This is a genomic window from Aeromicrobium sp. Root236, assembly GCF_001428805.1.
Lineage (GTDB): Bacteria > Actinomycetota > Actinomycetes > Propionibacteriales > Nocardioidaceae > Aeromicrobium.
The window spans coordinates 2,323,618-2,344,548 of record NZ_LMIS01000001.1; the positions used below are offsets into that span (position 1 = coordinate 2,323,618).

General features: G+C 67.5%; 23 protein-coding genes and 2 tRNA genes. 12 read left to right on the forward strand and 13 right to left on the reverse strand.

Annotation, left to right across the window (positions count from 1 at the left end; all coding sequences use genetic code 11):
- Positions 1 to 50: 50 nt before the first annotated feature.
- Both trxB and trxA read left to right on the forward strand, forming a co-directional pair.
- The gene (trxB, locus tag ASE12_RS11645; protein WP_056400585.1) at positions 51 to 1,025 is read left to right on the forward strand and encodes a thioredoxin-disulfide reductase; all 975 of its coding nucleotides are present in this window, start codon (positions 51 to 53) and stop codon (positions 1,023 to 1,025) included.
- Between the two features lie 48 nt (positions 1,026 to 1,073).
- On the forward strand, positions 1,074 to 1,400 hold the full coding sequence (gene trxA, locus ASE12_RS11650) for a thioredoxin (protein WP_056210625.1): 327 nt from the start codon (positions 1,074 to 1,076) through the stop codon (positions 1,398 to 1,400).
- A gap of 84 nt (positions 1,401 to 1,484) precedes the next feature.
- Here trxA and ASE12_RS11655 read toward each other — a convergent pair whose 3' ends face one another.
- From ASE12_RS11655 to rpmH, 8 genes are all read right to left on the reverse strand, one after another.
- Positions 1,485 to 2,375 carry a ParB/RepB/Spo0J family partition protein gene (locus ASE12_RS11655; RefSeq protein WP_056400588.1) on the reverse strand — a complete coding sequence of 297 codons (891 nt, stop codon included), beginning with the start codon at positions 2,373 to 2,375 and terminating at the stop codon, positions 1,485 to 1,487.
- Positions 2,376 to 2,454: 79 nt separating this feature from the next.
- Complete coding sequence (locus tag ASE12_RS11660; RefSeq protein ID WP_082582219.1) at positions 2,455 to 3,420, reverse strand: ParA family protein; 966 nt, start codon at positions 3,418 to 3,420, stop codon at positions 2,455 to 2,457.
- 58 nt (positions 3,421 to 3,478) lie between these two features.
- On the reverse strand, positions 3,479 to 4,033 hold the full coding sequence (gene rsmG, locus ASE12_RS11665; RefSeq protein WP_235508897.1) for a 16S rRNA (guanine(527)-N(7))-methyltransferase RsmG: 555 nt from the start codon (positions 4,031 to 4,033) through the stop codon (positions 3,479 to 3,481).
- 110 nt (positions 4,034 to 4,143) lie between these two features.
- Positions 4,144 to 4,617, reverse strand: a complete 474-nt coding sequence (locus tag ASE12_RS11670) for a R3H domain-containing nucleic acid-binding protein (RefSeq protein WP_056400596.1) — start codon at positions 4,615 to 4,617, stop codon at positions 4,144 to 4,146.
- On the reverse strand, positions 4,614 to 5,636 hold the full coding sequence (gene yidC, locus ASE12_RS11675; protein WP_082582221.1) for a membrane protein insertase YidC: 1,023 nt from the start codon (positions 5,634 to 5,636) through the stop codon (positions 4,614 to 4,616). Before yidC ends, ASE12_RS11670 begins: the two co-directional genes overlap by 4 nt.
- The gene (yidD, locus tag ASE12_RS19765; protein ID WP_082530509.1) at positions 5,621 to 5,863 is read right to left on the reverse strand and encodes a membrane protein insertion efficiency factor YidD; all 243 of its coding nucleotides are present in this window, start codon (positions 5,861 to 5,863) and stop codon (positions 5,621 to 5,623) included. The genes yidC and yidD overlap by 16 nt, the downstream gene beginning before the upstream one ends.
- Entirely contained in the window at positions 5,860 to 6,195 is a 336-nt protein-coding gene (gene rnpA, locus ASE12_RS11680; RefSeq protein ID WP_082582222.1) for a ribonuclease P protein component, read from the reverse strand. The genes yidD and rnpA overlap by 4 nt, the downstream gene beginning before the upstream one ends.
- 4 nt (positions 6,196 to 6,199) lie before the next feature.
- Complete coding sequence (gene rpmH, locus ASE12_RS11685) at positions 6,200 to 6,337, reverse strand: 50S ribosomal protein L34 (protein WP_056210619.1); 138 nt, start codon at positions 6,335 to 6,337, stop codon at positions 6,200 to 6,202.
- A gap of 345 nt (positions 6,338 to 6,682) precedes the next feature.
- On the opposite strand from rpmH, the gene dnaA reads away from it, so the two are divergent.
- The 5 genes from dnaA (at position 6,683) to ASE12_RS11710 (ending at position 12,242) form a co-directional block, all read left to right on the forward strand.
- Positions 6,683 to 8,146 carry a chromosomal replication initiator protein DnaA gene (gene dnaA, locus ASE12_RS11690; protein WP_056400600.1) on the forward strand — a complete coding sequence of 488 codons (1,464 nt, stop codon included), beginning with the start codon at positions 6,683 to 6,685 and terminating at the stop codon, positions 8,144 to 8,146.
- A 385-nt stretch (positions 8,147 to 8,531) separates the two neighbouring features.
- Positions 8,532 to 9,674 carry a DNA polymerase III subunit beta gene (gene dnaN / locus ASE12_RS11695; RefSeq protein ID WP_056400602.1) on the forward strand — a complete coding sequence of 381 codons (1,143 nt, stop codon included), beginning with the start codon at positions 8,532 to 8,534 and terminating at the stop codon, positions 9,672 to 9,674.
- Positions 9,671 to 10,618, forward strand: a complete 948-nt coding sequence (gene gnd / locus ASE12_RS11700; protein WP_369797249.1) for a phosphogluconate dehydrogenase (NAD(+)-dependent, decarboxylating) — start codon at positions 9,671 to 9,673, stop codon at positions 10,616 to 10,618. The genes dnaN and gnd overlap by 4 nt, the downstream gene beginning before the upstream one ends.
- Before the next feature lie 3 nt (positions 10,619 to 10,621).
- Positions 10,622 to 11,746, forward strand: coding sequence for a DNA replication/repair protein RecF (gene recF, locus ASE12_RS11705; protein ID WP_056400607.1), 1,125 nt, complete (start codon positions 10,622 to 10,624; stop codon positions 11,744 to 11,746).
- Complete coding sequence (locus tag ASE12_RS11710; protein WP_056400610.1) at positions 11,739 to 12,242, forward strand: DUF721 domain-containing protein; 504 nt, start codon at positions 11,739 to 11,741, stop codon at positions 12,240 to 12,242. Before recF ends, ASE12_RS11710 begins: the two co-directional genes overlap by 8 nt.
- Positions 12,243 to 12,246: 4 nt before the next feature.
- On the opposite strand, the gene ASE12_RS11715 is transcribed toward ASE12_RS11710, so the two are convergent.
- The gene (locus tag ASE12_RS11715) at positions 12,247 to 13,041 is read right to left on the reverse strand and encodes a phosphatase PAP2 family protein (RefSeq protein WP_056400613.1); all 795 of its coding nucleotides are present in this window, start codon (positions 13,039 to 13,041) and stop codon (positions 12,247 to 12,249) included.
- Between the two features lie 227 nt (positions 13,042 to 13,268).
- Here ASE12_RS11715 and gyrB point away from each other — a divergent pair, with 227 nt between their 5' ends.
- From gyrB to ASE12_RS11740, 5 genes are all read left to right on the forward strand, one after another.
- Positions 13,269 to 15,266, forward strand: coding sequence for a DNA topoisomerase (ATP-hydrolyzing) subunit B (gene gyrB / locus ASE12_RS11720; RefSeq protein WP_056400614.1), 1,998 nt, complete (start codon positions 13,269 to 13,271; stop codon positions 15,264 to 15,266).
- A 17-nt stretch (positions 15,267 to 15,283) separates the two neighbouring features.
- Positions 15,284 to 17,839: a DNA gyrase subunit A gene (gyrA, locus tag ASE12_RS11725; protein ID WP_056400615.1), complete on the forward strand. Its 2,556-nt coding sequence runs from the start codon at positions 15,284 to 15,286 to the stop codon at positions 17,837 to 17,839.
- Entirely contained in the window at positions 17,836 to 18,630 is a 795-nt protein-coding gene (locus tag ASE12_RS11730) for a DUF3566 domain-containing protein (protein WP_235508898.1), read from the forward strand. Before gyrA ends, ASE12_RS11730 begins: the two co-directional genes overlap by 4 nt.
- Before the next feature lie 57 nt (positions 18,631 to 18,687).
- Positions 18,688 to 18,762, forward strand: a tRNA-Ile gene (locus ASE12_RS11735).
- Positions 18,763 to 18,910: 148 nt separating this feature from the next.
- A tRNA-Ala gene (locus ASE12_RS11740) sits at positions 18,911 to 18,983 on the forward strand.
- Positions 18,984 to 19,201: 218 nt separating this feature from the next.
- Here ASE12_RS11740 and ASE12_RS19770 read toward each other — a convergent pair.
- The 4 genes from ASE12_RS19770 to ASE12_RS11755 all read right to left on the reverse strand — a co-directional run bounded on the left by ASE12_RS19770 (position 19,202) and on the right by ASE12_RS11755 (position 20,883).
- Positions 19,202 to 19,366 carry a DUF3618 domain-containing protein gene (locus ASE12_RS19770; protein WP_082582225.1) on the reverse strand — a complete coding sequence of 55 codons (165 nt, stop codon included), beginning with the start codon at positions 19,364 to 19,366 and terminating at the stop codon, positions 19,202 to 19,204.
- Entirely contained in the window at positions 19,363 to 19,767 is a 405-nt protein-coding gene (locus ASE12_RS11745) for a phage holin family protein (protein ID WP_056400622.1), read from the reverse strand. The genes ASE12_RS19770 and ASE12_RS11745 overlap by 4 nt, the downstream gene beginning before the upstream one ends.
- Positions 19,764 to 20,129, reverse strand: a complete 366-nt coding sequence (locus ASE12_RS11750; RefSeq protein ID WP_200955008.1) for a YtxH domain-containing protein — start codon at positions 20,127 to 20,129, stop codon at positions 19,764 to 19,766. The genes ASE12_RS11745 and ASE12_RS11750 overlap by 4 nt, the downstream gene beginning before the upstream one ends.
- Before the next feature lie 97 nt (positions 20,130 to 20,226).
- Entirely contained in the window at positions 20,227 to 20,883 is a 657-nt protein-coding gene (locus tag ASE12_RS11755) for an FMN-dependent NADH-azoreductase (protein ID WP_056400624.1), read from the reverse strand.
- Between the last annotated feature and the right edge of the window lie 48 nt (positions 20,884 to 20,931).

Sequence of the window (20,931 nt, forward strand, 5' to 3'; positions counted from 1 at the left end):
CACAACACCTAGTATTCGTTGATACCCGTACCACGATCAGAAGGCTTTTCATGAGCGACTCAGTCCGCAATCTCATCATCATCGGTTCGGGCCCCTCCGGCTACACCGCGGCCGTCTACGCCGCGCGCGCCAACCTCGAGCCCCTGGTCTTCGAAGGCTCGGTCACCGCCGGTGGCGCGTTGATGAACACCACCGACGTCGAGAACTTCCCGGGCTTCCCCGACGGCATCATGGGCCCTGACCTGATGGACAAGCTGCGCGCCCAGGCCGAGCGGTTCGGCGCCGAGCTCATCAGCGACGACGTCACCTCGGTCGACCTGGCCGGCGACATCAAGACCGTCTCGCTGGCCGACGGCACGACCTACCAGGCCCGCGCCGTCGTACTGGCCATGGGTTCGGGCTACCGCAAGCTCGAGGTCGAGGGCGAGGACCGGCTCTCGGGCCACGGTGTGTCCTGGTGCGCGACGTGCGACGGCTTCTTCTTCCGCGAGCAGAACATCGTCGTCGTCGGCGGTGGCGACTCCGCGCTCGAGGAGGCGACGTTCCTGACCCGCTTCGCGTCCAAGGTCACGATGGTCCACCGCCGCGACCAGCTGCGTGGCTCCAAGATCATGCAGGACCGTGCCTTCGCCAACGACAAGATCGCGTTCGAGTGGAACGCCGAGGTCGCCGAGATCCACGGCGAGGACAAGCTCGAGGGCATCACGCTGCGCGACACGGTCACCGGCGAGCTGCGTCGCATCGACGCGACCGGCCTGTTCATCGCGATCGGCCACGACCCCCGCTCGGAGCTGCTCAAGGGCCAGGTCGAGCTCGACGACGAGGGCTACGTCCTGGTGCAGCCCGGCTCCACCGCGACCAACCTGCCCGGCGTCTTCGCCGCGGGTGACCTCGTCGACCACACCTACCGGCAGGCCATCACGGCTGCCGGCACCGGCTGCGCCGCCTCCCTCGACGCCGAGCGCTACCTCGCCGACATCGAGCACGCCGGCGCCCCCGCCCCGGCTGCTGCCCTGGTGGAATAACCACCGCCCGCTGACGTTGAACCCACCACAGACCTGAAGGAGAAACCCATGGCAGACATCACCGCCGTCACCGACGCCGACTTCGACGAGAAGGTCCTCAAGGCCGACGGCCCGGTGCTCGTCGACTTCTGGGCCAGCTGGTGTGGCCCGTGCCGCCAGCTCGCTCCGATCCTCGAGGAGATCGCCAAGGAGAAGGGCGAGAAGCTGACGATCGTCAAGATGGACGCCGACGCCAACCCCGTCACACCGGCGCAGTACCGGGTCACCGGGCTGCCGACCATGAACCTCTACTACAAGGGTGAGGTCGTCCGCTCGATCGTGGGCGTGCGCCCCAAGAGCGCGATCCTGAGTGAGCTCGAGGAGCACGCCAGCTAGTCGGCGACTGCTCCCACACAAGAAGCCCCGGTGATGAACTCACCGGGGCTTCTTATTGCTTTGTAGATTTATCGACTTGTTGCTTTAGCTCTTCTTCGGATCCATCAGGTCCACGATCCGTTCCAGGTCCTCGAGCGTCGCGAACTCGACGGTGACCTTGCCCTTGGACCGGCCGAGGTCGACCTTGACCCGGGTGTCGTACCGCTCCGACAGCCGCGCCGCCAGGTCGGCCAGACGTGGCGCCGACATCTTCGGTGACTGTCGTACGGCCGGCCGCTTGGCGCTCTCCGGGCCGACTGTGACGATCTCCTCGAGGGCTCGCACCGACAGCCCCTCGGCCACGACGCGGGTCGCGAGCCGGTCCTGGATCTCGGGGTTGGCGACGCTGACGAGCGCTCGTGCATGGCCCGCCGAGAGGACCCCGGCAGCCACCCGCCGCTGGACCGCGGGCGACAGCTTGAGCAGCCGGAGGGTGTTGCTGATCTGGGGACGCGACCGGCCGATGCGCTCGGCCAGCTCGTCGTGCGTACAGCCGAAGTCCTCGAGCAGCTGCTGGTAGGCAGCCGCCTCCTCCAACGGGTTGAGGTTGGACCGGTGCAGGTTCTCCAGCAGGGCGTCGCGCAGCAGGTCCTCGTCCGACGTGTCCCGGACGATCGCGCCGATGGTCTCGAGTCCGGCCTTGCCACTGGCCCGCCAACGCCGCTCCCCCATGATGAGCTCGTAGCGGTCCTTGGCGACCTCGCGCACCACGATGGGCTGGAGCAGTCCGACCTCCTTGATGGAGTGGACGAGCTCGGCCATGTGGTCCTCGTCGAAGACGTGACGCGGCTGCCGCGGGTTGGCGACGATCTGGTCCAGCGGGATCTCGGCGAACCGGGCGCCTTCGATCTCCTGCAGTCCCGATGCCGCAGCCTCCGCCGGGCTCGACGGGATCAGCGACTCGAGTCCCCGACCCAGTCCACGTCGTGTGCTCATGACCTCACCTCCAAGAGAAGCCCACGATACGGAGGTGACGTCATGAACCCAGCCTTGTTGATTCGTTCGCTGCGCTCACTCATGCCTTCGCCTCCTGACGGCCGGCGATCGCGATCTCGCGCGCGGCCTCGAGATAGGACAGCGCGCCGGACGACGAGCCGTCGTACGTGATGACCGACTGCTGATAGCTCGGTGCCTCCGAGATCCGCACCGAACGGGGAATCGCGGTCCTGAGGACCTTGTCGTTGAAGTGCGTCCGGACCTCCTCGGCGACACCTGCCGAGAGTCGGGTTCGCGCGTCGTACATCGTCAGGAGGATCGTCGAGATCTCGAGCTTGGGGTTGAGGTGCGACCGGATCAGCTCGATGTTGCGGACGAGCTGGCCGAGGCCCTCCAGTGCGTAGTACTCGCACTGGATGGGGATCAGCACCTCACGACCGGCCACCATTGCGTTGACCGTCAGCAGGCCGAGCGACGGCGGGCAGTCGATCAGCACGTAGTCGATGCGGTCGCCCGCGTCGGCGCAGTCACTCAGGTACGACTGCAGCGCCCGGTCGAGCCGCGACTCGCGGGCGACGAGGGAGACCAGCTCGATCTCGGCGCCGGCCAGGTCGATCGATGCGGGCAGCACCGTCAGACCCTCGATGTCGGGGCAGGGCTTGATGAGCTCGTCGAGGTCCGTACCGTCGACGATGGCCTCGTAGACGCCCGGCGTGCCCTCGGCGTGCGGCACGTTGAGCGCGGTCGAGGCGTTGCCCTGCGGGTCGAGGTCGATCACCAGGACACGCAGGCCCTTGATCGCCAGTGCTGCGGCGACGTTGACCGTGGTCGTCGTCTTGCCGACCCCGCCCTTCTGGTTGGCGACCACGAACACCCGGGTCTCCGCCGGTGGTTCGAACCGAGGAGTGGCCGACGCCCGCTGGACGAGGGCGATGTGTTCGGCGACCTCAGAGGCCAGTGGCGTCGAGTCGTCGTGCGAGGGCACCGGCACCCGGTAGTTGGATGCGGTGGCCGGGCCCGGCGGGGGTGGTGTCGTCCCACTCATGCCGTCTCCCAAGGGTTGGTTTCACGTGAAACATGTCGATGTGCGTACGGCGGGATGCTCACTTGCTGACCTCCACGACAGTCGTCGGCACGTCGCCGTTCGCGTACGTCGCCACCACGATAGTCGTCGCACCGAGCCGGTGAAGGGTCGCGGTTGCGGCCGTGACTTCCTCCTGCGCCGTACGACCCTTCAGCGCCAGCAGCACGCCACCCTTGCGTACGAGCGGCAGGCACCAGCGGCCGAGCTTGTCGAGTGCGGCCACTGCACGAGCCGTGACGACGTCGTACGTCTCGCCGACCTCCTCGGCACGGGCCCGCAGCACCGTCACGTTGTCCAGGCCGAGCTCGGCGACGACGTCGTCCAGGAAGCGGGTGCGGCGCAGCAAGGGCTCGACCAACGTCACCGACAGGTCCGGCCGGGCGATCGCCCACACCAGACCAGGCAGTCCCGCGCCGGTCCCGATGTCGGCCACGGTGGCGCCCTCGGGCACCCGCGGCACCACCACAGCTGAGTTCATGATGTGCCGGTCCCAGATGCGGGGGACCTCCCGAGGGCCGATCAGACCCTTGACCACGCCGTCCGTCGCCAACAGGTGGGCGTACTGCTCGGCCATGGGGAGCCGGGAAGCGAACACCCCCGCCGCGTGCGACGGGGGTGTTTCACGTGAAACATCCAGGCGGTCGGCGCCGCCGGGATCGGATGCGGACCCTGTCATCGGCGCACCTATTCGGCCGCGGTGTGCACGACGACGTAGCGGTGCGGCTCGGTGCCCTCGGACGAGCTCGTGAGCCCGGCGCCGGCAACGGCGTCGTGGACGACCTTGCGCTCGAACGGCGTCATGGGGTCGAGCGCGACCGACGCCTCGCCGGCCTGCACCTTCTCGATCGCGGCCCCGGCGATGGCGACCAGCTCGGTGCGGCGCGCGGCGCGGAAGCCCGCGACGTCGAGCATGAGCCGGCTGCGTTCACCCGTCTCGCGATAGACGGCCAGGCGGGTCAGCTCCTGCAGAGCGTCGAGGACCTCGCCCTCGCGACCCACCAGGTGGTCGAGGTTGCCGCCGACGATCTCCACCGCAGCGCGGTCGCCGTCGACGTCCATGTCGATGTCGCCATCGAGGTCAGCGATGTCCAGCAGCCCTTCGAGGAAGTCCGCGGCGATGTCGCCTTCCTTCTCCAGCTTCTTGGCCAGCTCACTCACTTGGTGCCGTCCTTGTCCGTGTCGTTCTTGCTCGTGATGTCGGGCTTGCGCTTGGGCGGCGCCGGCGGCTTCTTCTTCCGCTGGCTACGCGCCTGGTTCTTGGGCTGCTGCCGCGGCGGGGGCTTGGGCGCCTCCTCCTCGACCGGCTTGAGGGGATCTGGCGCAACGGTCTTGCCGTGCTTGGCGTCGCGCTCCTGCTTGGCCTTGAACGCGGGAGTGCCGGGCGCTGGGTTGTTGCGGATGACCCAGAACTGCTGGCCCATGGTCCAGAAGTTCGACGTGGTCCAGTAGAAGAGGACGCCGAGGGGGAACGCCACACCGCCGACCGCGAACACGATCGGGAGGATGTAGAGGAGCAGCTTCTGCTGCTGCGCGTACTGACCCGTCATGGCATCGGCCGGCATGTTCTTGGACATCAGCTGGCGCTGCGTCGTGAACTGCGTGATGCACATGATGACGACCAGCGACATCGTGAGGATCTTGGTCTCGGCAGCATCCGAGCTCACGAACGTGTCGGCGATGCGGGCACCGAGGAGCACGGCGTTGTGCAGCGAAGTCGCGTTCTCGGAGTTCATGAACCCCTTGTGGAACTCGCCGTCCTTGGCGATGCCTTCGTACTTGGCCGCGTGGTCGATCACCCGGAACAGCGCGAAGAAGATCGGCATCTGCAGGATCAGCGGCAGGCAGGAGGCGAACGGGTTGGTGCCCGTCTCCTTCCACAGCTTCATCTGCTCCTGCGTCAAGCGCTCACGGTCGTGCTTGTACTTCTGCTGGAGCGCCTTGATCTGCGGCTGGAGCAACTGCATGTTGCGGCTCGACTTGATCTGCTTGACGAACAGTGGGATCAGGAGCGTACGGATCGTGATCGTCAGGCCGACGATCGACAGGCCCCACGTCCAGCCGCTGTTGTCGGGCAGCACCGTCGAGAAGATCTTGTGCCAGACCAGCAGGATCCCCGACACCGCGTAGTAGAGCGGCGTCATGATCGCCGATCCGATGTCGCCTAGGAAGCCGAACATTGTTCTCCTCTGTGTGACTGTGGCACCGGGTCGTAGCCTCCGGCGCTCCAAGGGTGGCAGCGCAGGACACGACGTCCGGCGAGCCAGGTGCCGCGCACCGCACCATGCGTCTCAACAGCCTGCAGAGCGTAGGCCGAGCACGTGGGGTGGTAGCGGCAGACCTGACCATAGAGTGGGCTGATGGCGAAGCGATACGCCTTCAACAACCAGATCAGTGGGTACTTCATCGGGCACCGGCCCGCGCCAGCGCGGCGTCCAGGTGCTCAGCGAGGGTGGCAGAACGTACGCCATGCGCTGCGGGGAGCGCGCGCACGACGACCCTGCTCCCGTCAGGAAGCCGGTCGATCCGGTCACGCATCAGGTGCCGGAGCTGCCGCTTGACCCGGTTGCGGTCAACCGCTGATCCGACGGCCTTGCTCACGACGAAACCGACGGACGTGGGTCCGCCGGTTCCCGGAACGACATGGGTGACGAGGGTTGGTTGTACGCCTTTGGCTCCACGACGGATCGTGTGCCGGAAGTCATCCCCGCTGCGCATGCGTTGGACGCGCGCGAGCAACGGCTCAGGCAGACAGCTTGGCGCGGCCCTTGCGGCGACGGTCCGCGAGGATCGCGCGGCCGGCGCGGGTGCGCATGCGGAGGCGGAAGCCGTGCTTCTTGGCACGACGACGGTTGTTCGGCTGGAAAGTACGCTTGCTCACGATGTGTTCCTCACGGATCTCAGTCTGGGCCGGTCGACGGCCACCGCTCGCCCACGACCGAGAACTGCGGTTGTCGTGGGCATGCGGCGGAAGTCGTTCTAGGACGACTAGACAACGGTACGGGCGCCCCGGACCCCGGTCAAACTGATCCCCTTACGCCCCGAACGTCCCCTCGTCCACACGACACGCCGAACGCTGGGGACGAGCTGGGGAATTCCGCTTGTAAGCACCCCTCATGGCTGCTAGCGTCACCGCGGTATCGAGTTTTTCCACAAGGCAACCTCAACTCTCGAGTTCGCATTCACACCATGTGGAAAACCATGTGGACGTGTCGGGAGGCATTGGATGAACGACGGCCAGGAAACCAGCCCGGAAGAGCATCTCAACCGAGTCTGGCAAGGTGCCGTCGACACGTTGTCCCCGGGCGCGAAGGTGTGGGTCTACTCCGCCAAGCCCCTGACGCTCCACAACAACATCATGATCGTCGCGGTCCAGGACGACCTCACGCGCGCACAGCTCGAGTCCCGCGTCCGGCCGGCCCTCGAGCACGCGATCAGCACGACGCTCCAGCAGGAGACCCGGCTCGTCGTGACGATCGAGCCCACACTGCTTGACAACAACCAGAGTCGACAAGACGATTTATCGACAAACCAGCCCAATGTGTACGGGCAGGACAACGACCTCGACGACGAGGACGACGACGACCAGGACGAGTTCGTGCCGACCTGGGCCGAGCGCAAGACGACGCCACCCCGCATCGGCAGCGTCGCCGAGGCCCGGCTCAATCCGCGCTACCTCTTCGAGAACTTCGTGATCGGCTCGTCCAACCGCTTCGCCCACGCCGCCGCCGTGGCCGTCGCCGAGGCACCCGGCAAGGCGTACAACCCGCTCGTGATCCACGGTGAGTCCGGCCTCGGCAAGACCCACCTGCTGCACGCGATCGGCCACTACGTCCTCAACCTCTATCCCTCCTCGCGTGTGCGCTACGTCAACAGCGAGGAGTTCACCAACGACGTCATCAACGCGATCCGCGAGAACCGCACCGCTGCGCTCAAGCGCAAGTACCGCGAGATCGACGTGCTCCTGGTCGACGACATCCAGTTCTTGGAGGGCAAGGAGTCGACGCAGACCGAGTTCTTCCACACGTTCAACGCCCTGCACAACGAGAACAAGCAGATCGTGATGACGTCGGACCGGCCGCCCAAGAACCTGACGACGCTCGAGGACCGGTTGCGCAACCGGTTCGAGTGGGGCCTGACGACCGACGTCCAGCCGCCCGACCTCGAGACGCGTATCGCGATCCTCCGCAAGAAGGCCGCCAACGAGAAGCTCACCGCGCCGGCCGACGTGCTCGAGTTCATCGCGAGCAAGGTGCAGACCAACATCCGCGAGCTCGAAGGTGCCTTGATCCGCGCCACGGCGTTCGCCAACCTCAACGGCACGACGGTCGACCTCCAGCTCGCGCAGATCGTGCTCAAGGACCTCATCGCCGAAGGTGAGGAGCCGGACATCACGGTCGGCATGATCATGGCCCAGACCGCGGCCTACTCCGAGTTCTCGATCGACGACCTCTGCAGCACCAACCGGAGCCGCAACCTGGTGCTCGCCCGCCAGATCGCGATGTACCTCTGCCGCGAGCTGACCGACATGTCGCTGCCCAAGATCGGCCAGGAGTTCGGCAACCGCGACCACACCACCGTCATGCACGCCGACCGCAAGATCCGCAAGCTCATGGCAGAGAAGCACGCCGTCTACAACCAGGTCACCGAGCTGACGGCGCGCATCAAGCAGCAAGCCCGCCAGTCATGACGTGTGAATGGCCCATCGGGACCATTCACACCTGGGGAAGACACTGTGGGAAAACCCACGAGTCACGTGGACATCATCCGTCGCCGTGTGAACACCGTGTGAACGCAGAACCGACATCCACAGCTTTGTGTAGTTTCACGGTTCGGCCGGACACAGGTTGTCCACCGGCCGCCACACCGCCCTTGCAGCCCGAATCCGGGTTGTCCACCGAATCCACAGACGCTACTACGACTACTACTCTTCTTTATCTCAGCAACCCCAGCGGAAGTCATGTCGCGAGCTGTGTGTGGATGACATCTTTCCCGCTTCCCCTGAATACCTCCGGTCACGGATACCGTGGCAGGATTCATCCCGACGGCTCCCGTCCTCGGAAAGGCCCCATCACGTGAAATTCCGCATCGACCGCGACACCCTTGCCGACGCCGTTGCCTGGACAGCCCGCAGCCTGCCCAACCGTCCCAGTGTTCCCGTGCTGGCCGGCCTGCTCATCGAGACCGCCGCGGACGGCCTCACCCTGTCGGGGTTCGACTACGAGACCTCGACGCGAGCGACGTTGCCCGCCGAGGTCAACGCCGACGGCCGCGCCCTCGTCTCCGGACGGCTGCTCTCCGAGATCGTCAAAGCGCTGCCCGCCAAGCCCGTCGACATCTCGCTCGACGGCACCAAGGTCCAGGTCATCTGCGGCAACGCCCGGTTCAGCCTGCAGACCATGCCGGTCGAGGAGTACCCGCAGCTGCCCGAGATGCCCACGGCGTCCGGCACGATCAAGGCCGACGACTTCGCCACGGCCGTCTCCCAGGCCAGCGCCGCCGCCGGCCGCGACGAGATGCTGCCCCTGCTGACGGGCGTACGCCTCGAGCTCGAGGGCTCCACGATCTCGCTCATGGCGACCGACCGGTTCCGCGCGAGCCTCCGCGATCTCGAGTGGTATCCCGAGGCCAGCGATCTCTCGGCCCAGGCCCTGGTGCCGGCGCGCGTCCTCAACGAGACCGCCCGGTCGCTGACCTCCGGCGGCGACGTCACGATCGCGGTGTCGTCGGGTGAGTCCGGCGACGGCCTGATCGGCTTCGAAGGCACGGTCGGCAACGGCACCCGCCGCACCACGACCCGCCTGCTCGAGGGCGACTTCCCGCGCGTACGCCAGCTGTTCCAGGCGCAGGCCGAGACCGTCGCCTACGTCGAGACCCAGGCATTCGTCGACTCGGTCAAGCGCGTAGCGCTGGTCGCCGAGCGCAACACGCCCGTACGCCTGACGTTCTCCGACGGACAGCTGCTGCTCGAGGCCGGCAGCGGCGACGAGGCCCAGGCGTCGGAGTCGATCGAGGCCACGATCGAGGGCGCCGACATCTCGATCGGCTTCAACCCGACCTACCTGCTCGAAGGGCTCGCCGTCATGTCGGACCCGGTCGTGCACCTGTCGTTCACGCAACACACCAAGCCCGCAGCCATCTCGGGTGTCCAGGAGATCGGGGCCGACCCTGACGTCGCGTTCCGCTACCTGATCATGCCCGTACGCCTGCAGAACTGACTCTCGGAGGGATCTCGCACATGGACATCGGACTCGTCGGACTCGGCAAGATGGGTGGCAACATGCGCACCCGCATGCGCAACGGCGGTGTCACCGTCGTCGGCTACGACCGCAACCCCGACGTGTCCGACGTGGCGTCCCTCGAGGAGCTCGTCGAGCAGCTGCCGTCGCCCAAGGTCGTGTGGGTCATGGTCCCGGCCGGCGACATCACCCGGTCGACCGTCGAGCAGCTCATCGACCTCCTCGGCAAGGGCGACGTCATCGTCGACGGCGGCAACTCGCGCTGGACCGACGACGAGAAGCACGCGGCGCTGGCTGCCGACAAGGGCATCGGCTACGTCGACTGCGGTGTCAGCGGTGGCGTGTGGGGACTCGACAACGGCTACGCGCTGATGGCCGGCGGCACCGCCGAGGACATCGCCAAGGTGCAGCCCGCGTTCGACGCGCTCAAGCCCGAGGGCGAGTCCGGCTTCGTCCACGCCGGCCGCGTGGGCGCCGGCCACTTCTCCAAGATGGTCCACAACGGCATCGAGTACGCCATGATGCAGGCCTACGCCGAGGGGTTCGAGCTGCTCGAGAAGGTCGACATGGTCGACAACGTCACCGAGGTCTTCGACTCGTGGCGCGAAGGCACCGTCGTACGCTCCTGGCTGCTCGACCTCCTGGTCAAGGCGCTCGAGGAGGATCCCGGCCTGTCCAAGGTGCGCGGCTACGCCGAGGACTCCGGCGAGGGCCGCTGGACCGTCGAGGCCGCGATCGACAACGCCGTCCCGATGCACACGATCGCCGCGTCGCTGTTCGCGCGCTTCACCTCTCGCCAGGACGAGTCGCCGGCGATGCAGGCCGTCGCCGCGATGCGTCAGCAGTTCGGCGGCCACGCGGTCAAGGCTGCCGAGGAGAAGGGTCTCGACCCGGCGGCACCGGATCATGCAGATCCCGTCTAACCCGTGCACGTCAGTCGCCTGACCCTGCACGACTTCCGGTCGTACGACTCCGTCGAGATCGACCTGGAGCCCGGCGCCACGGCGTTCATCGGGTCCAACGGCCAGGGCAAGACCAACCTGGTCGAGGCGATCGACTACCTGTCGAGGCTCGACTCGCACCGGGTGTCGAGCGACGCACCGCTGATCCGGGCCGGCGCGGAGCGTGCCGTCGTACGTGCTGACGTCGTCAAGGGCGATCGCACCGCACTGCTCGAGCTGGAGATCACACCGGGCAAGGCCAACCGCGCACGGATCAACCGCGGTGCTCTGCCGCGCACTCGCGACCTCGTCGGCGTGCTGCGCACCGTGATGTTCTCGCCCGAGGACCTGGCGCTGGTCAAGGGCGACCCGTCCGACCGGCGGCGGTTCCTCGACTCGCTCCTCGTGCTGCGCACGCCGCGACTCGCGGGCGTACGCGCCGACTACGACCGGGTGCTCAAGCAGCGCAACACCCTGCTCAAGTCGGCTCGCGGCCGTCGCAACGTCGAGATCGCGACGCTCGACATCTGGGACGACAACCTCGCCCGCACCGGAGCCGAGCTGGTCTCGACCCGGCTGTTGCTGCTCGACGCACTCGCCCCACACCTCGCCGAGGCGTACGTACGCGTCGCCGCCGCCGCGGCACCCGACCGTCGCGAGGTCACCGCGACCTACAAGCCGTCGCTCGAGCTGGACGCCGACCTGCGCGACCAGGACACGATCCGTCAGGCACTCCTCGACGAGATCGCCCGGCGGCGGGGCGACGAGATGGACCGCGGGATCAGCCTCGTCGGCCCGCACCGCGACGACGTGACGCTGATGATCGGCGACCTGCCGGCCAAGGGCTACGCAAGTCATGGCGAGGCCTGGTCCTTGGCGCTGGCCTTGAGGCTCGCCTCCTTCGAGCTGTTGCGCGAGGATGAGGACGATCCCGTGCTGATCCTCGATGACGTGTTCGCCGAGCTCGACCAGGGCCGCCGCCAGCAGCTCGCCGAGCTCGTCGGCGACGCCGAGCAGGTGCTGGTCACCGCGGCGGTGGCCGACGACGTGCCCGACGCGCTCAAGGGTCACCGCTTCAACGTCGCAGGAGGTGAGGTCGTCCGTGACTGAGTCCGACAGCCCCGCGCCGCGCGACGACGGTCTCGACCTCGCGCGCGACATCGCCAAGTCCTACCGGGGCAAGGGCTCGCCGGCGCCTGCACCGGGCAAGCGTCGCGTACGCCCGGCCAAGCCGGCTCGCGGTGCGCGCGACGAGCCGAGCCTGCTCGCGGACCTGCTGGGCGAGGTCGTCAACGACCAGGGCTGGGACGAACGGCTGGCCGCCCAGCGGGTCTTCACCGACTGGGCCGGCATCGTCGGGCCGGAGGTCGCCCAGCACTCCGAGGTCATCGCCTTCGACGACGGCGAGGTCGAGGTCCGGACCGACTCGACGGCCTGGGCCACGCAGCTGCGGCTGCTGGCGCCACGCATCGTGGCGAAGCTCAACGAGCTGATGGGCGACGGGTCCGTGCTGCGGATCGTGGTGCGGGGACCCCAGGCACCGTCGTGGAAGAAGGGCCCGCGCTCGATCCGCGGCGCCCGCGGCCCGAGAGACACCTACGGCTGAGGGTCTACTCAGCTGGCGAGACGGCTGCGGCCAGCACGACGAAGGCGGCCGTGATGGCGGTGACCGCACCGAGCACGAGTGACGCCTGGGTGAACCCGACCCAGCCGTACGCCGGGCGCACCCCGACCACGACGAGGAAGGCCAGCGCGGCGCCGCAGCCCAGCAGCGCGCTGACGAACGTCCCGGTCACCGGGGTCCTGGGTCCGTGCAGCCGCCAGGCGACGAGCCCGGTCCAGAGCAGGCTGACGGCGAGCGCGGCGACCACGTCGGCGGGCCGGTGCCAACCGGCGACGATCGTCGAGGCACCCGTGAGGGTCGTGGCGAAGCCGCCGGCTGCCGCGACGAGGGGGCGCAAACCTCCTGGTGCGACGAGCAAGGCAGCACCGACGCCGCTGGCGACCACCGTCGTATGACCGCTCGGCAGGCTGTTGAGCACGCCGAGACCGAAGTCGGGCCGGTCGAGGAACGAGTGCTTGAGGACCTGGGTCGTGATGTCGGCACCGCCGATGATGACGGCGGCTCCGATCGCCAGCCGGACCTTGCCGCGGAGCAGGGCGACGCCCGCGCAGGCCACGACGACGGCGACGATCGCCCCGATCGACACATAGCCGAGACCACTCAGCAGGGTGAGCTTCGTGTCGCGGCCGGCTACGACGGTGCGCATCGCGTCGTCGTCCCACTGCTGACCCCGGGACGACTGGAGCGCGACCCGGACCATGACGACGAGCGTCACCGCGGCCGCGAGCGCAGCGACGAGCGCCGGCAGTGCGGTGTCTCGGCGAATGGCTGTCGTGCTCATTCCTCTACGATGCCCGATGGCGCCCAAGTCGTGCCCGGCGCGTCGCGGAGACATCGCCGAATGGGCGACTCAGGGGCCAGGCGGACATACCCGAGGTTGACGGAGGGTCTGCGCCATCGTCACAGCCGCCATTTTGTCGCTCTCAGGGGCAAGTCACGGCCACGCCACGCCGCCCGGGAACTGTGGGTAAACGCTGAGACGCACATAACGGCCCGTATACTGGATGGGTGAGCCAAACTCCAGATCCTGAAGCCTCGTACGACGCCAGCAACATTCAGGTCCTCGAAGGTCTGGAGGCGGTTCGCAAGCGCCCCGGCATGTACATCGGCTCGACCGGTGAACGCGGGCTCCACCACCTCGTCTACGAGGTCGTCGACAACTCGGTCGACGAAGCGCTCGCGGGCTACGCCTCCCACATCGCGGTGACCCTCCAGGCCGACGGCGGCGTCCGCGTCGTCGACGACGGCCGCGGCATCCCCGTCGACGAGCACCCGACCGAGAAGATGCCGGCCGTCACGCTGGTCCTCACCTCGCTGCACGCCGGCGGCAAGTTCGGCGGCGGCGGCTACAAGGTCTCCGGTGGTCTGCACGGTGTCGGCGTCTCGGTCGTCAACGCGCTGTCGACCAAGCTCCACGTCGAGGTCAAGCGCGACGGCTACCGCTGGACGCAGTCCTTCACCTACGGCGTGCCGGACGCCCCGCTCGAGCGCCACGAGAAGACCGACGAGACCGGCACGACGACGACGTTCTACGCCAGCGAGGACATCTTCGAGAGCACGGTCTACAGCTACGAGACGCTCAAGACCCGCTTCCGCGAGATGGCGTTCCTCAACAAGGGCCTCGAGCTCGTGCTGCGCGACGACCGCGAGGAGGCCCAGGAGGCGTCCGAGGGTGACACCCCGGTCGACGCCGTCGAGCGCGATGCCCGGTTCCGCTTCGACAAGGGCCTGGTCGACTACGTCGAGCACATCAACGTCGGCAGCAAGTCGCCGATCCACCGCGAGGTCATCTCGATCGAGTCCGAGGACGAGTCCAAGGGACTGTCGCTCGAGATCGCGATGCAATGGAACGACAGCTTCATCGAGTCGGTCCACACGTTCGCCAACACGATCAACACGCACGAGGGCGGCACGCACGAAGAAGGCTTCCGCGCCGCGTTGACCACGACGGTCAACAAGTTCGCCACGGCGCAGGGCCTCATCAAGAAGGCCGCCGACAACCTCTCGGGCGAGGACATCCGCGAGGGGCTCACCGCGATCGTCTCGATCAAGCTCGAGGAGCCCCAGTTCGAGGGCCAGACCAAGACCAAGCTGGGCAACAGCGAGGCGAAGTCCTACGTGCAGTCCGTCCTCAACGACGAGCTCGGTGCCTGGTTCGAGCAGCACCCGACCGAGGGCAAGACGATCGTCCGCAAGTCGATCGACGCCGCGACCGCCCGCATGGCGGCCCGCAAGGCGCGCGACCTCGCCCGCAACCGCAAGGGCTTCCTCGGCGGTGGCGGCCTGCCGGGCAAGCTCGCCGACTGCTCCTCTCGCAACCCCGAGGAGTGCGAGGTCTTCATCGTCGAGGGCAACTCCGCCGGCGGCTCGGCCAAGGGCGGCCGCGATCCCCGTACGCAGGCGATCCTTCCGCTGCGCGGCAAGATCCTCAACGTCGAGAAGGCCCGCATCGACAAGATCCTGCAGAACGCCGAGGTGCAGGCGATCATCTCGGCGCTCGGCACCGGCGTGCACGACGACTTCGACATCGACAAGCTGCGCTATCACAAGATCGTGCTGATGGCCGATGCCGATGTCGACGGCCAGCACATCTCGACGTTGCTGCTGACGCTGCTGTTCCGGTTCATGAAGCCGCTGATCGACGGTGGCCACGTCTACCTCGCGCAGCCGCCGCTCTACAAGATCAAGTGGAGCAACTCGCCCGACGAGCTCGCCTACTCCGACGCCGAGCGCGACGCGATGCTCAAGGCCGGTGCCGCCGACGGCAAGCGCCTGCCCAAGGAGGTCGGCCAGCAGATCCAGCGCTACAAGGGTCTGGGCGAGATGAACGACAGCGAGCTGTGGGACACCACGATGGATCCAGCCAACCGCATCCTGCGCCAGGTGACGCTCGAGGACGCCGCCATGGCCGACGAGATGTTCACGATCCTGATGGGCGAGGACGTCGAGCAGCGACGCTCGTTCATCCAGCGCAACGCCAAAGACGTCCGCTTCCTCGACATCTGACCTGACAGGGCTCACTGATGACTGACACCACACCTCCCGAGCACGACCGGATCGAAGCCGTCGAGCTGCAGGACGAGATGCAGCGCTCCTACATCGACTACGCGATGAGCGTGATCGTGTCGCGCGCGCTCCCGGACGTACGCGACGGCCTCAAGCCGGTGCACCGCCGCGTGCTCTACGCGATGTTCGACGGCGGCTACCGACCCGACCGCGGTTTCTCCAAGTGCTCGCGCATCGTCGGTGACGTCATGGGTCAGTACCACCCGCACGGCGACACCGCGATCTACGACACCCTCGTACGCCTCGCGCAGCCCTGGGTCATGCGCGCACCGATGATCGACGGGCAGGGCAACTTCGGCTCGCCCGGCGACGACGGCGCGGCCGCCATGCGTTACACCGAGTGCCGGCTCGCGCCGATCGCCATGGAGATGGTGCGCGACATCGACAAGAACACCGTCGACTTCCGCCCCAACTACGACGGTCGCTCGCAGGAGCCGACGGTCCTGCCGTCGCGCATCCCCAACCTGCTGGTCAACGGCTCGGCCGGCATCGCGGTCGGCATGGCGACCAACATCCCGCCGCACAACCTGCGTGAGGTCGCCGAAGGCGCCCAGTGGGCGCTCGCCAACCCCGACGCCACCAAGGAAGAGCTGCTCGAGGCGCTGATCGAGCGGGTCAAGGGCCCCGACTTCCCGTCCGACGCGCTGATCGTCGGCACCAAGGGCATCGAGGACATGTATCGCACGGGTCGCGGCTCGATCATGATGCGCGCGATCGTGTCGATCGAGGAGGACACCAAGGGCCGCATCCAGCTCGTGGTGACCGGGCTGCCCTACCAGGTCAACCCCGACAACCTCATGCGCAAGATCGCCGACCTGGTCAACGCCGGGCGCATCCAGGGCATCTCGGACCTGCGCGACGAGTCGTCGTCGCGCGTCGGCCGCCGCATCGTGGTCGAGATCCGCAAGGACGCCATCGCCCGGGTCGTGCTCAACAACCTCTACAAGCACACCGAGCTGCAGACCAACTTCAGCGCCAACATGCTGGCGCTGGTCGACGAGGTGCCGCGCACCCTCACGCTCGACGGGTTCGTCAGCAACTGGATCAACCACCAGATCGAAGTCATCCAGCGCCGCACCCAGTACCTCCTCGACGAGGCCGAGGCCAAGGCGCACATCTTCCGCGGACTCGCCAAGGCGCTCGACGCCCTCGACGAGGTCATCGCCCTGATCCGTCGCAGCCCGACGGTCGACGAGGCTCGCCAGGGCCTGATCGGCCTGCTCGACATCGACGACCTGCAGGCCAACGCGATCCTCGAGATGCAGCTGCGCCGCCTCGCGGCCCTCGAGCGCCAGAAGATCATGGACACGCTCGACGAGCTCGAGCGCGAGATCGCCGACTACAAGGACATCCTCGCCAAGCCCGAGCGCCAGCGTCAGATCGTGTCCGACGAGCTCGCCGCGATCGTCGACAAGTACGGCGAGGACCGCCGCTCCAACATCATCCCCGCCGACGGCGACCTGTCCGACGAGGACCTGATCCCCGACGAGGAGGTCGTGGTCACGATCACCAAGGGCGGATACGCCAAGCGCACCAAGACCGACCTCTACCGGGTGCAGAACCGCGGCGGCAAGGGCGTACGCGGTGCCGCCCTGCGGGGCGACGACCTCGTCGAGCACATGTTCGCCACGACGAGCCACCACTGGATCCTCTTCTTCACCACGGCCGGGCGGGTCTATCGCGCCAAGGCCTATCAGCTGCCCGAAGCCGGGCGCGACGCCAAGGGCGGACACGTCGCCGGGTTGCTGTCGTTCCAGCCCGACGAGGAGATCGCGCAGGTCCTGGCGATCCGTGACTACGAGCAGGCGCCCTACCTGGTCCTCGCGACCAAGAAGGGCCTGGTCAAGAAGACGCGCCTCGGCGACTACAACAGCCCGCGCCAGGCCGGCGTCATCGCGATCAACTTCCGCGACGAGGACGACGAGCTGATCGGAGCCGAGCTGGTCACCCCTGAGGACGACCTGCTGCTGATCTCCCGCAAGGCGCAGGCCATCCGCTTCCGGGCCGACGACGAGCAGCTGCGCCCGATGGGCCGCGCGACGTCCGGCGTCACGGGCATGAAGTTCCGCGAGGCCGACTCGATGCTCTCGATGTCGGTCATCCGCCGGTCCGCCGGGGCGCTGGAGTCCACTGACGTGCCCGAGGAGGACCAGCTCTACGTCTTCACGGTCACCGACGGTGGCTTCGCCAAGAAGACCCCGGTCGAGCAGTATCGCCTGCAAGGCCGTGGTGGACTCGGCATCAAGGCCATGCAGATCACCGAGAACCGCGGTGAGCTCGTCGGCGGCCTGGTGCTCGTCGACACCGACGACGTCATCTCGGTGACGGCCGCTGGTCAGGTCACTCGAAGCCTCGTCTCAGGTGTCAATCCGACAGGGCGTGGCACGATGGGTGTGAGCTTCGTGAAGTTCAAGGGGGATGACCGGGTCGTGACCATCGCGCGCAACACCGAGCTCCCGCAAGATGAAGCGCAGGCCGAAGAGACGTCGACCGACGAGGACCAGGATCAGTGACCGAAGACGACAAGCAGGACCCGACCTCCGCGCCGGGTTCCAGCGCGGCAGACGCGGCGCCGACGCAGGAGGTCCCCCGGATCCCCAAGCCTGCGAAGAGTGCCCCGAGCGCGAAGCGCTCGGGAGGTGCGCCCACCCCGGCCAAGAAGTCATCGGCTTCGCGCAACGGCTCGACGAACGGCCCGCGCACCGACAAGGGCCGCCCGCGTCCGGTCTCGGCCGAGCCGACGTCGGATGACTCCGACGACGAGTCGTCCGACAGCCGGCCACTGACCGCCGCGGACTACGCGCGTACGACCAAGCCCTCGCCCGCGACCACGGCTGTCATCCCGGCAGTCAAGGACACGGTGGACCAGCCGGTGGACGGCCAGGCCACCACGAAGTCCGGCGCGTCCTTCGAGGAGTCGGAGTCGAAGTCCAAGAAGGAGCGCCGGGCGAGCCTCCGGCTGACCCACATCGAGCCGTGGTCGGTCACTCGCATGGCGTTCGCCATCTCGGTCGCGATGATGATCGTGGCGGTTGTCGCCGTGTCGATCTTCTGGGTCGTCATGGAGGCCACCGGCGTCTGGGACCAGATCAACGGCAGCGTCACCTCGGTCCTGAGCGACGACTCGACGAGCTTCAACATCACGGACTACCTGGGCTTCGGTCGCATGGTCGGCCTGACCCTGGTGCTGTCGGCGATCAACGTCATCCTGACGACAGCACTGGCCACGATCGGCGCTCATCTCTACAACCTCGCGGCGCAGCTCCTCGGTGGTGTGGAGGTCACGTTCGCCGAAGAGAAGTAAGACCCCTCCCCGTTTTGGGAGACCGGCAGGCGGTGCGGTAAAGTTCACCGCTGTTGCGGGCGTATAGCTCAGCTTGGTTAGAGCGCATCCCTGATAAGGATGAGGTCCGAGGTTCAAGTCCTCGTACGCCCACTCGCACAGGAGGTTCCATGAAGAAGATCATCGCCCTCGGGCTCGCAGCGGCCGGTGTCTTCTGGGCCCTGTCGAAGTCGAAGAGCAAGCCGACCGACACGTGGGCGGCCGCCAGCGACAAGGTCTGATCCCGGACCAGCACGACCACGGGGCCGTGGCGCAATTGGTAGCGCACCTGCTTTGCAAGCAGGGGGTTAGGGGTTCGAGTCCCCTCGGCTCCACTGAATGAGAATGGCCCTCCCAACACGGGTCAGTCGAAAATGGCCCTTCCACCAAGACCATGGTGGGAGGGCCATTCTCATTCAGTGAAACAAGCAAGTGACTCGAGTCGGGCCCCATCGACGCGACCGCCCTTCCGCGCCGAAGGCGCCACCGGCGGTCGCCCAACAAGGGATCCGCGAGGCCGCGAGTCGAAAGGCTCGGCCTTGGAGGCGGGAAGTCACCCGAAGCGCCGCCACAACACGATGCCGGCAACCGCAGCAACCCCCATGAGCGCAATGAGACCCGCACGCTTCTTGCCGGCGTCGGCCTTGGCGGCCAGTGCGTCGACCGTCTGCCCGAGGTGCGCCCGCGTCTCCTCGATGTCCTGCTCGAGCGCGGTCATGACGCGGCTCCGTGACGCGCAGCGGCGACGTCGGCCTTGACGCTGGCGACGCGCTCCTTGGGTGGCTCCGCGACCCGGCTGACCCGCATCTTGCCGATCAGTCCGGCCAGTCCGGCGAGGACGAACAACCCGCCGCCGACGATGAGGGCGGCCAGCCAGGCGTCGAGCTCCTCGGCGATCCCGAGGATCCCGGCCGCGACCAGCGCGCCGAGCCCGTACAGCGCCAGGGTGCCGGCGACGCCGAACATCCCGGCGCCCACCCCGAGACGCTTGCCACTGGTGGCGAGGTCGCGCTTGGCGAGCTGGATCTCGTTGCGGATCAGGGTCGAGATGTCGTCGGTGGCCTGGGCGATCAGCTCACCGGTCGATGCCTCGGACGTGGGCGTACGGGGACCCGTCATGAGATCCCCTGCCGATGCGCGTCCGCGATGGGCGACTCACTCGGTACGGGCGGGGGGCCGATGACCTCGTCGCCGGGCCGGTAGTTGTCGGACGCCGGGTCGGTGTCATGGCCCTTGACCTTGTCGGCGATCTTGGACTTCGCGTCGCCCGCGACGTCAGCGACCTTGGCGCCGACCTTGCTGCCCATCTCGGACCCGGCATGCTTGGCCTGGGTCTGGACGTCGTCGACCGCGCTCTGGACCGTGGGGTTCTGCCAGGCCTTGGTCGCCTGGCGCTTGATCTGTTCATAACGCTCACGTCCGGCGCGGGCACCAAGAACGTACCCGGCGGCGCCGATGACGAGCACTGTCAGCTTCTTCACATTGACCACTCCTTCAGGGCGGGCGTACCCCGTTGAGCAGTGGCCACACATGGGCGAAAGGGTGCCGGGGAGGCCCTTCCTCCCCGGCACCCGTGGATCAGGCTGCCGGGCGGAGCTTGATCGTCACCGATCGACCACTCTGGCGCGCGGTCTCGTGCGACTCGGCCAGCTGCTCGCGAGCGAGGTCGCGCAGCTCAGCCATCTGCGGGGTGACCTCGGCCAGCGTCAGCTCGGTCTCGATGACGTCGAGGTCGAGTCCCCAGACGTCCTCGAGCACGCGGCGCATCCAGCCGGTCGCGTGGTCCCAGCCCTCGCGGGGAGTCCCTGCGCCGTAGCCACCGCCGCGAGCGGTCACGAGGAACGCCGGCCTGCCGACGACCTCGCTCTGGCCCAACGAGAGCCGCGGATTCGTGGCGACGAGGTCGAACCACGCCTTGAAGTGCTGCGAGACGCCGAAGTTGTAGAGCGGGACGGCGAACACCAGGACGTCCGCCGAGACGACCTCGTCGGCGTACGCCACGGCCTGCTGGACCGCAGCCAGCTGCTCGGGGGTCCGCTGGTCCTCGGGGACGAAGCCCGCGAACGCGGCGAGCGGCCACAGGGTCGGATCGACGGGCCCGGTGCCGAGATCACGACGGACGACGGTGGGACTGCCGAGCTCCTCGGTGATCGTCTCCTGGAGGGTGTCGGCGACAGCCCGCGTGACCGAGCCGTCCTGGCGGATGCTCGCGTCGAGTCGGAAGATCGTGCTCATGTGTGCTCCTGATGGATAGATAGTCTGCCAAACAGATCATAGTGTATA

What these genes read in the sequence shown, in the direction of transcription:
- trxB (WP_056400585.1), top strand. Translation starts at nt 51, where the DNA reads ATGAGCGACTCAGTCCGCAATCTCATCATCATCGGTTCGGGCCCCTCC.
- trxA (WP_056210625.1), top strand. Translation starts at nt 1,074, where the DNA reads ATGGCAGACATCACCGCCGTCACCGACGCCGACTTCGACGAGAAGGTC.
- ASE12_RS11655 (WP_056400588.1), bottom strand. Translation starts at nt 2,375, where the DNA reads ATGAGCACACGACGTGGACTGGGTCGGGGACTCGAGTCGCTGATCCCG.
- ASE12_RS11660 (WP_082582219.1), bottom strand. Translation starts at nt 3,420, where the DNA reads ATGAGTGGGACGACACCACCCCCGCCGGGCCCGGCCACCGCATCCAAC.
- rsmG (WP_235508897.1), bottom strand. Translation starts at nt 4,033, where the DNA reads ATGGCCGAGCAGTACGCCCACCTGTTGGCGACGGACGGCGTGGTCAAG.
- yidC (WP_082582221.1), bottom strand. Translation starts at nt 5,636, where the DNA reads ATGTTCGGCTTCCTAGGCGACATCGGATCGGCGATCATGACGCCGCTC.
- yidD (WP_082530509.1), bottom strand. Translation starts at nt 5,863, where the DNA reads ATGAAGTACCCACTGATCTGGTTGTTGAAGGCGTATCGCTTCGCCATC.
- dnaA (WP_056400600.1), top strand. Translation starts at nt 6,683, where the DNA reads ATGAACGACGGCCAGGAAACCAGCCCGGAAGAGCATCTCAACCGAGTC.
- ASE12_RS11715 (WP_056400613.1), bottom strand. Translation starts at nt 13,041, where the DNA reads ATGAGCACGACAGCCATTCGCCGAGACACCGCACTGCCGGCGCTCGTC.
- gyrA (WP_056400615.1), top strand. Translation starts at nt 15,284, where the DNA reads ATGACTGACACCACACCTCCCGAGCACGACCGGATCGAAGCCGTCGAG.
- ASE12_RS19770 (WP_082582225.1), bottom strand. Translation starts at nt 19,366, where the DNA reads ATGACCGCGCTCGAGCAGGACATCGAGGAGACGCGGGCGCACCTCGGG.
- ASE12_RS11745 (WP_056400622.1), bottom strand. Translation starts at nt 19,767, where the DNA reads ATGACGGGTCCCCGTACGCCCACGTCCGAGGCATCGACCGGTGAGCTG.
- ASE12_RS11755 (WP_056400624.1), bottom strand. Translation starts at nt 20,883, where the DNA reads ATGAGCACGATCTTCCGACTCGACGCGAGCATCCGCCAGGACGGCTCG.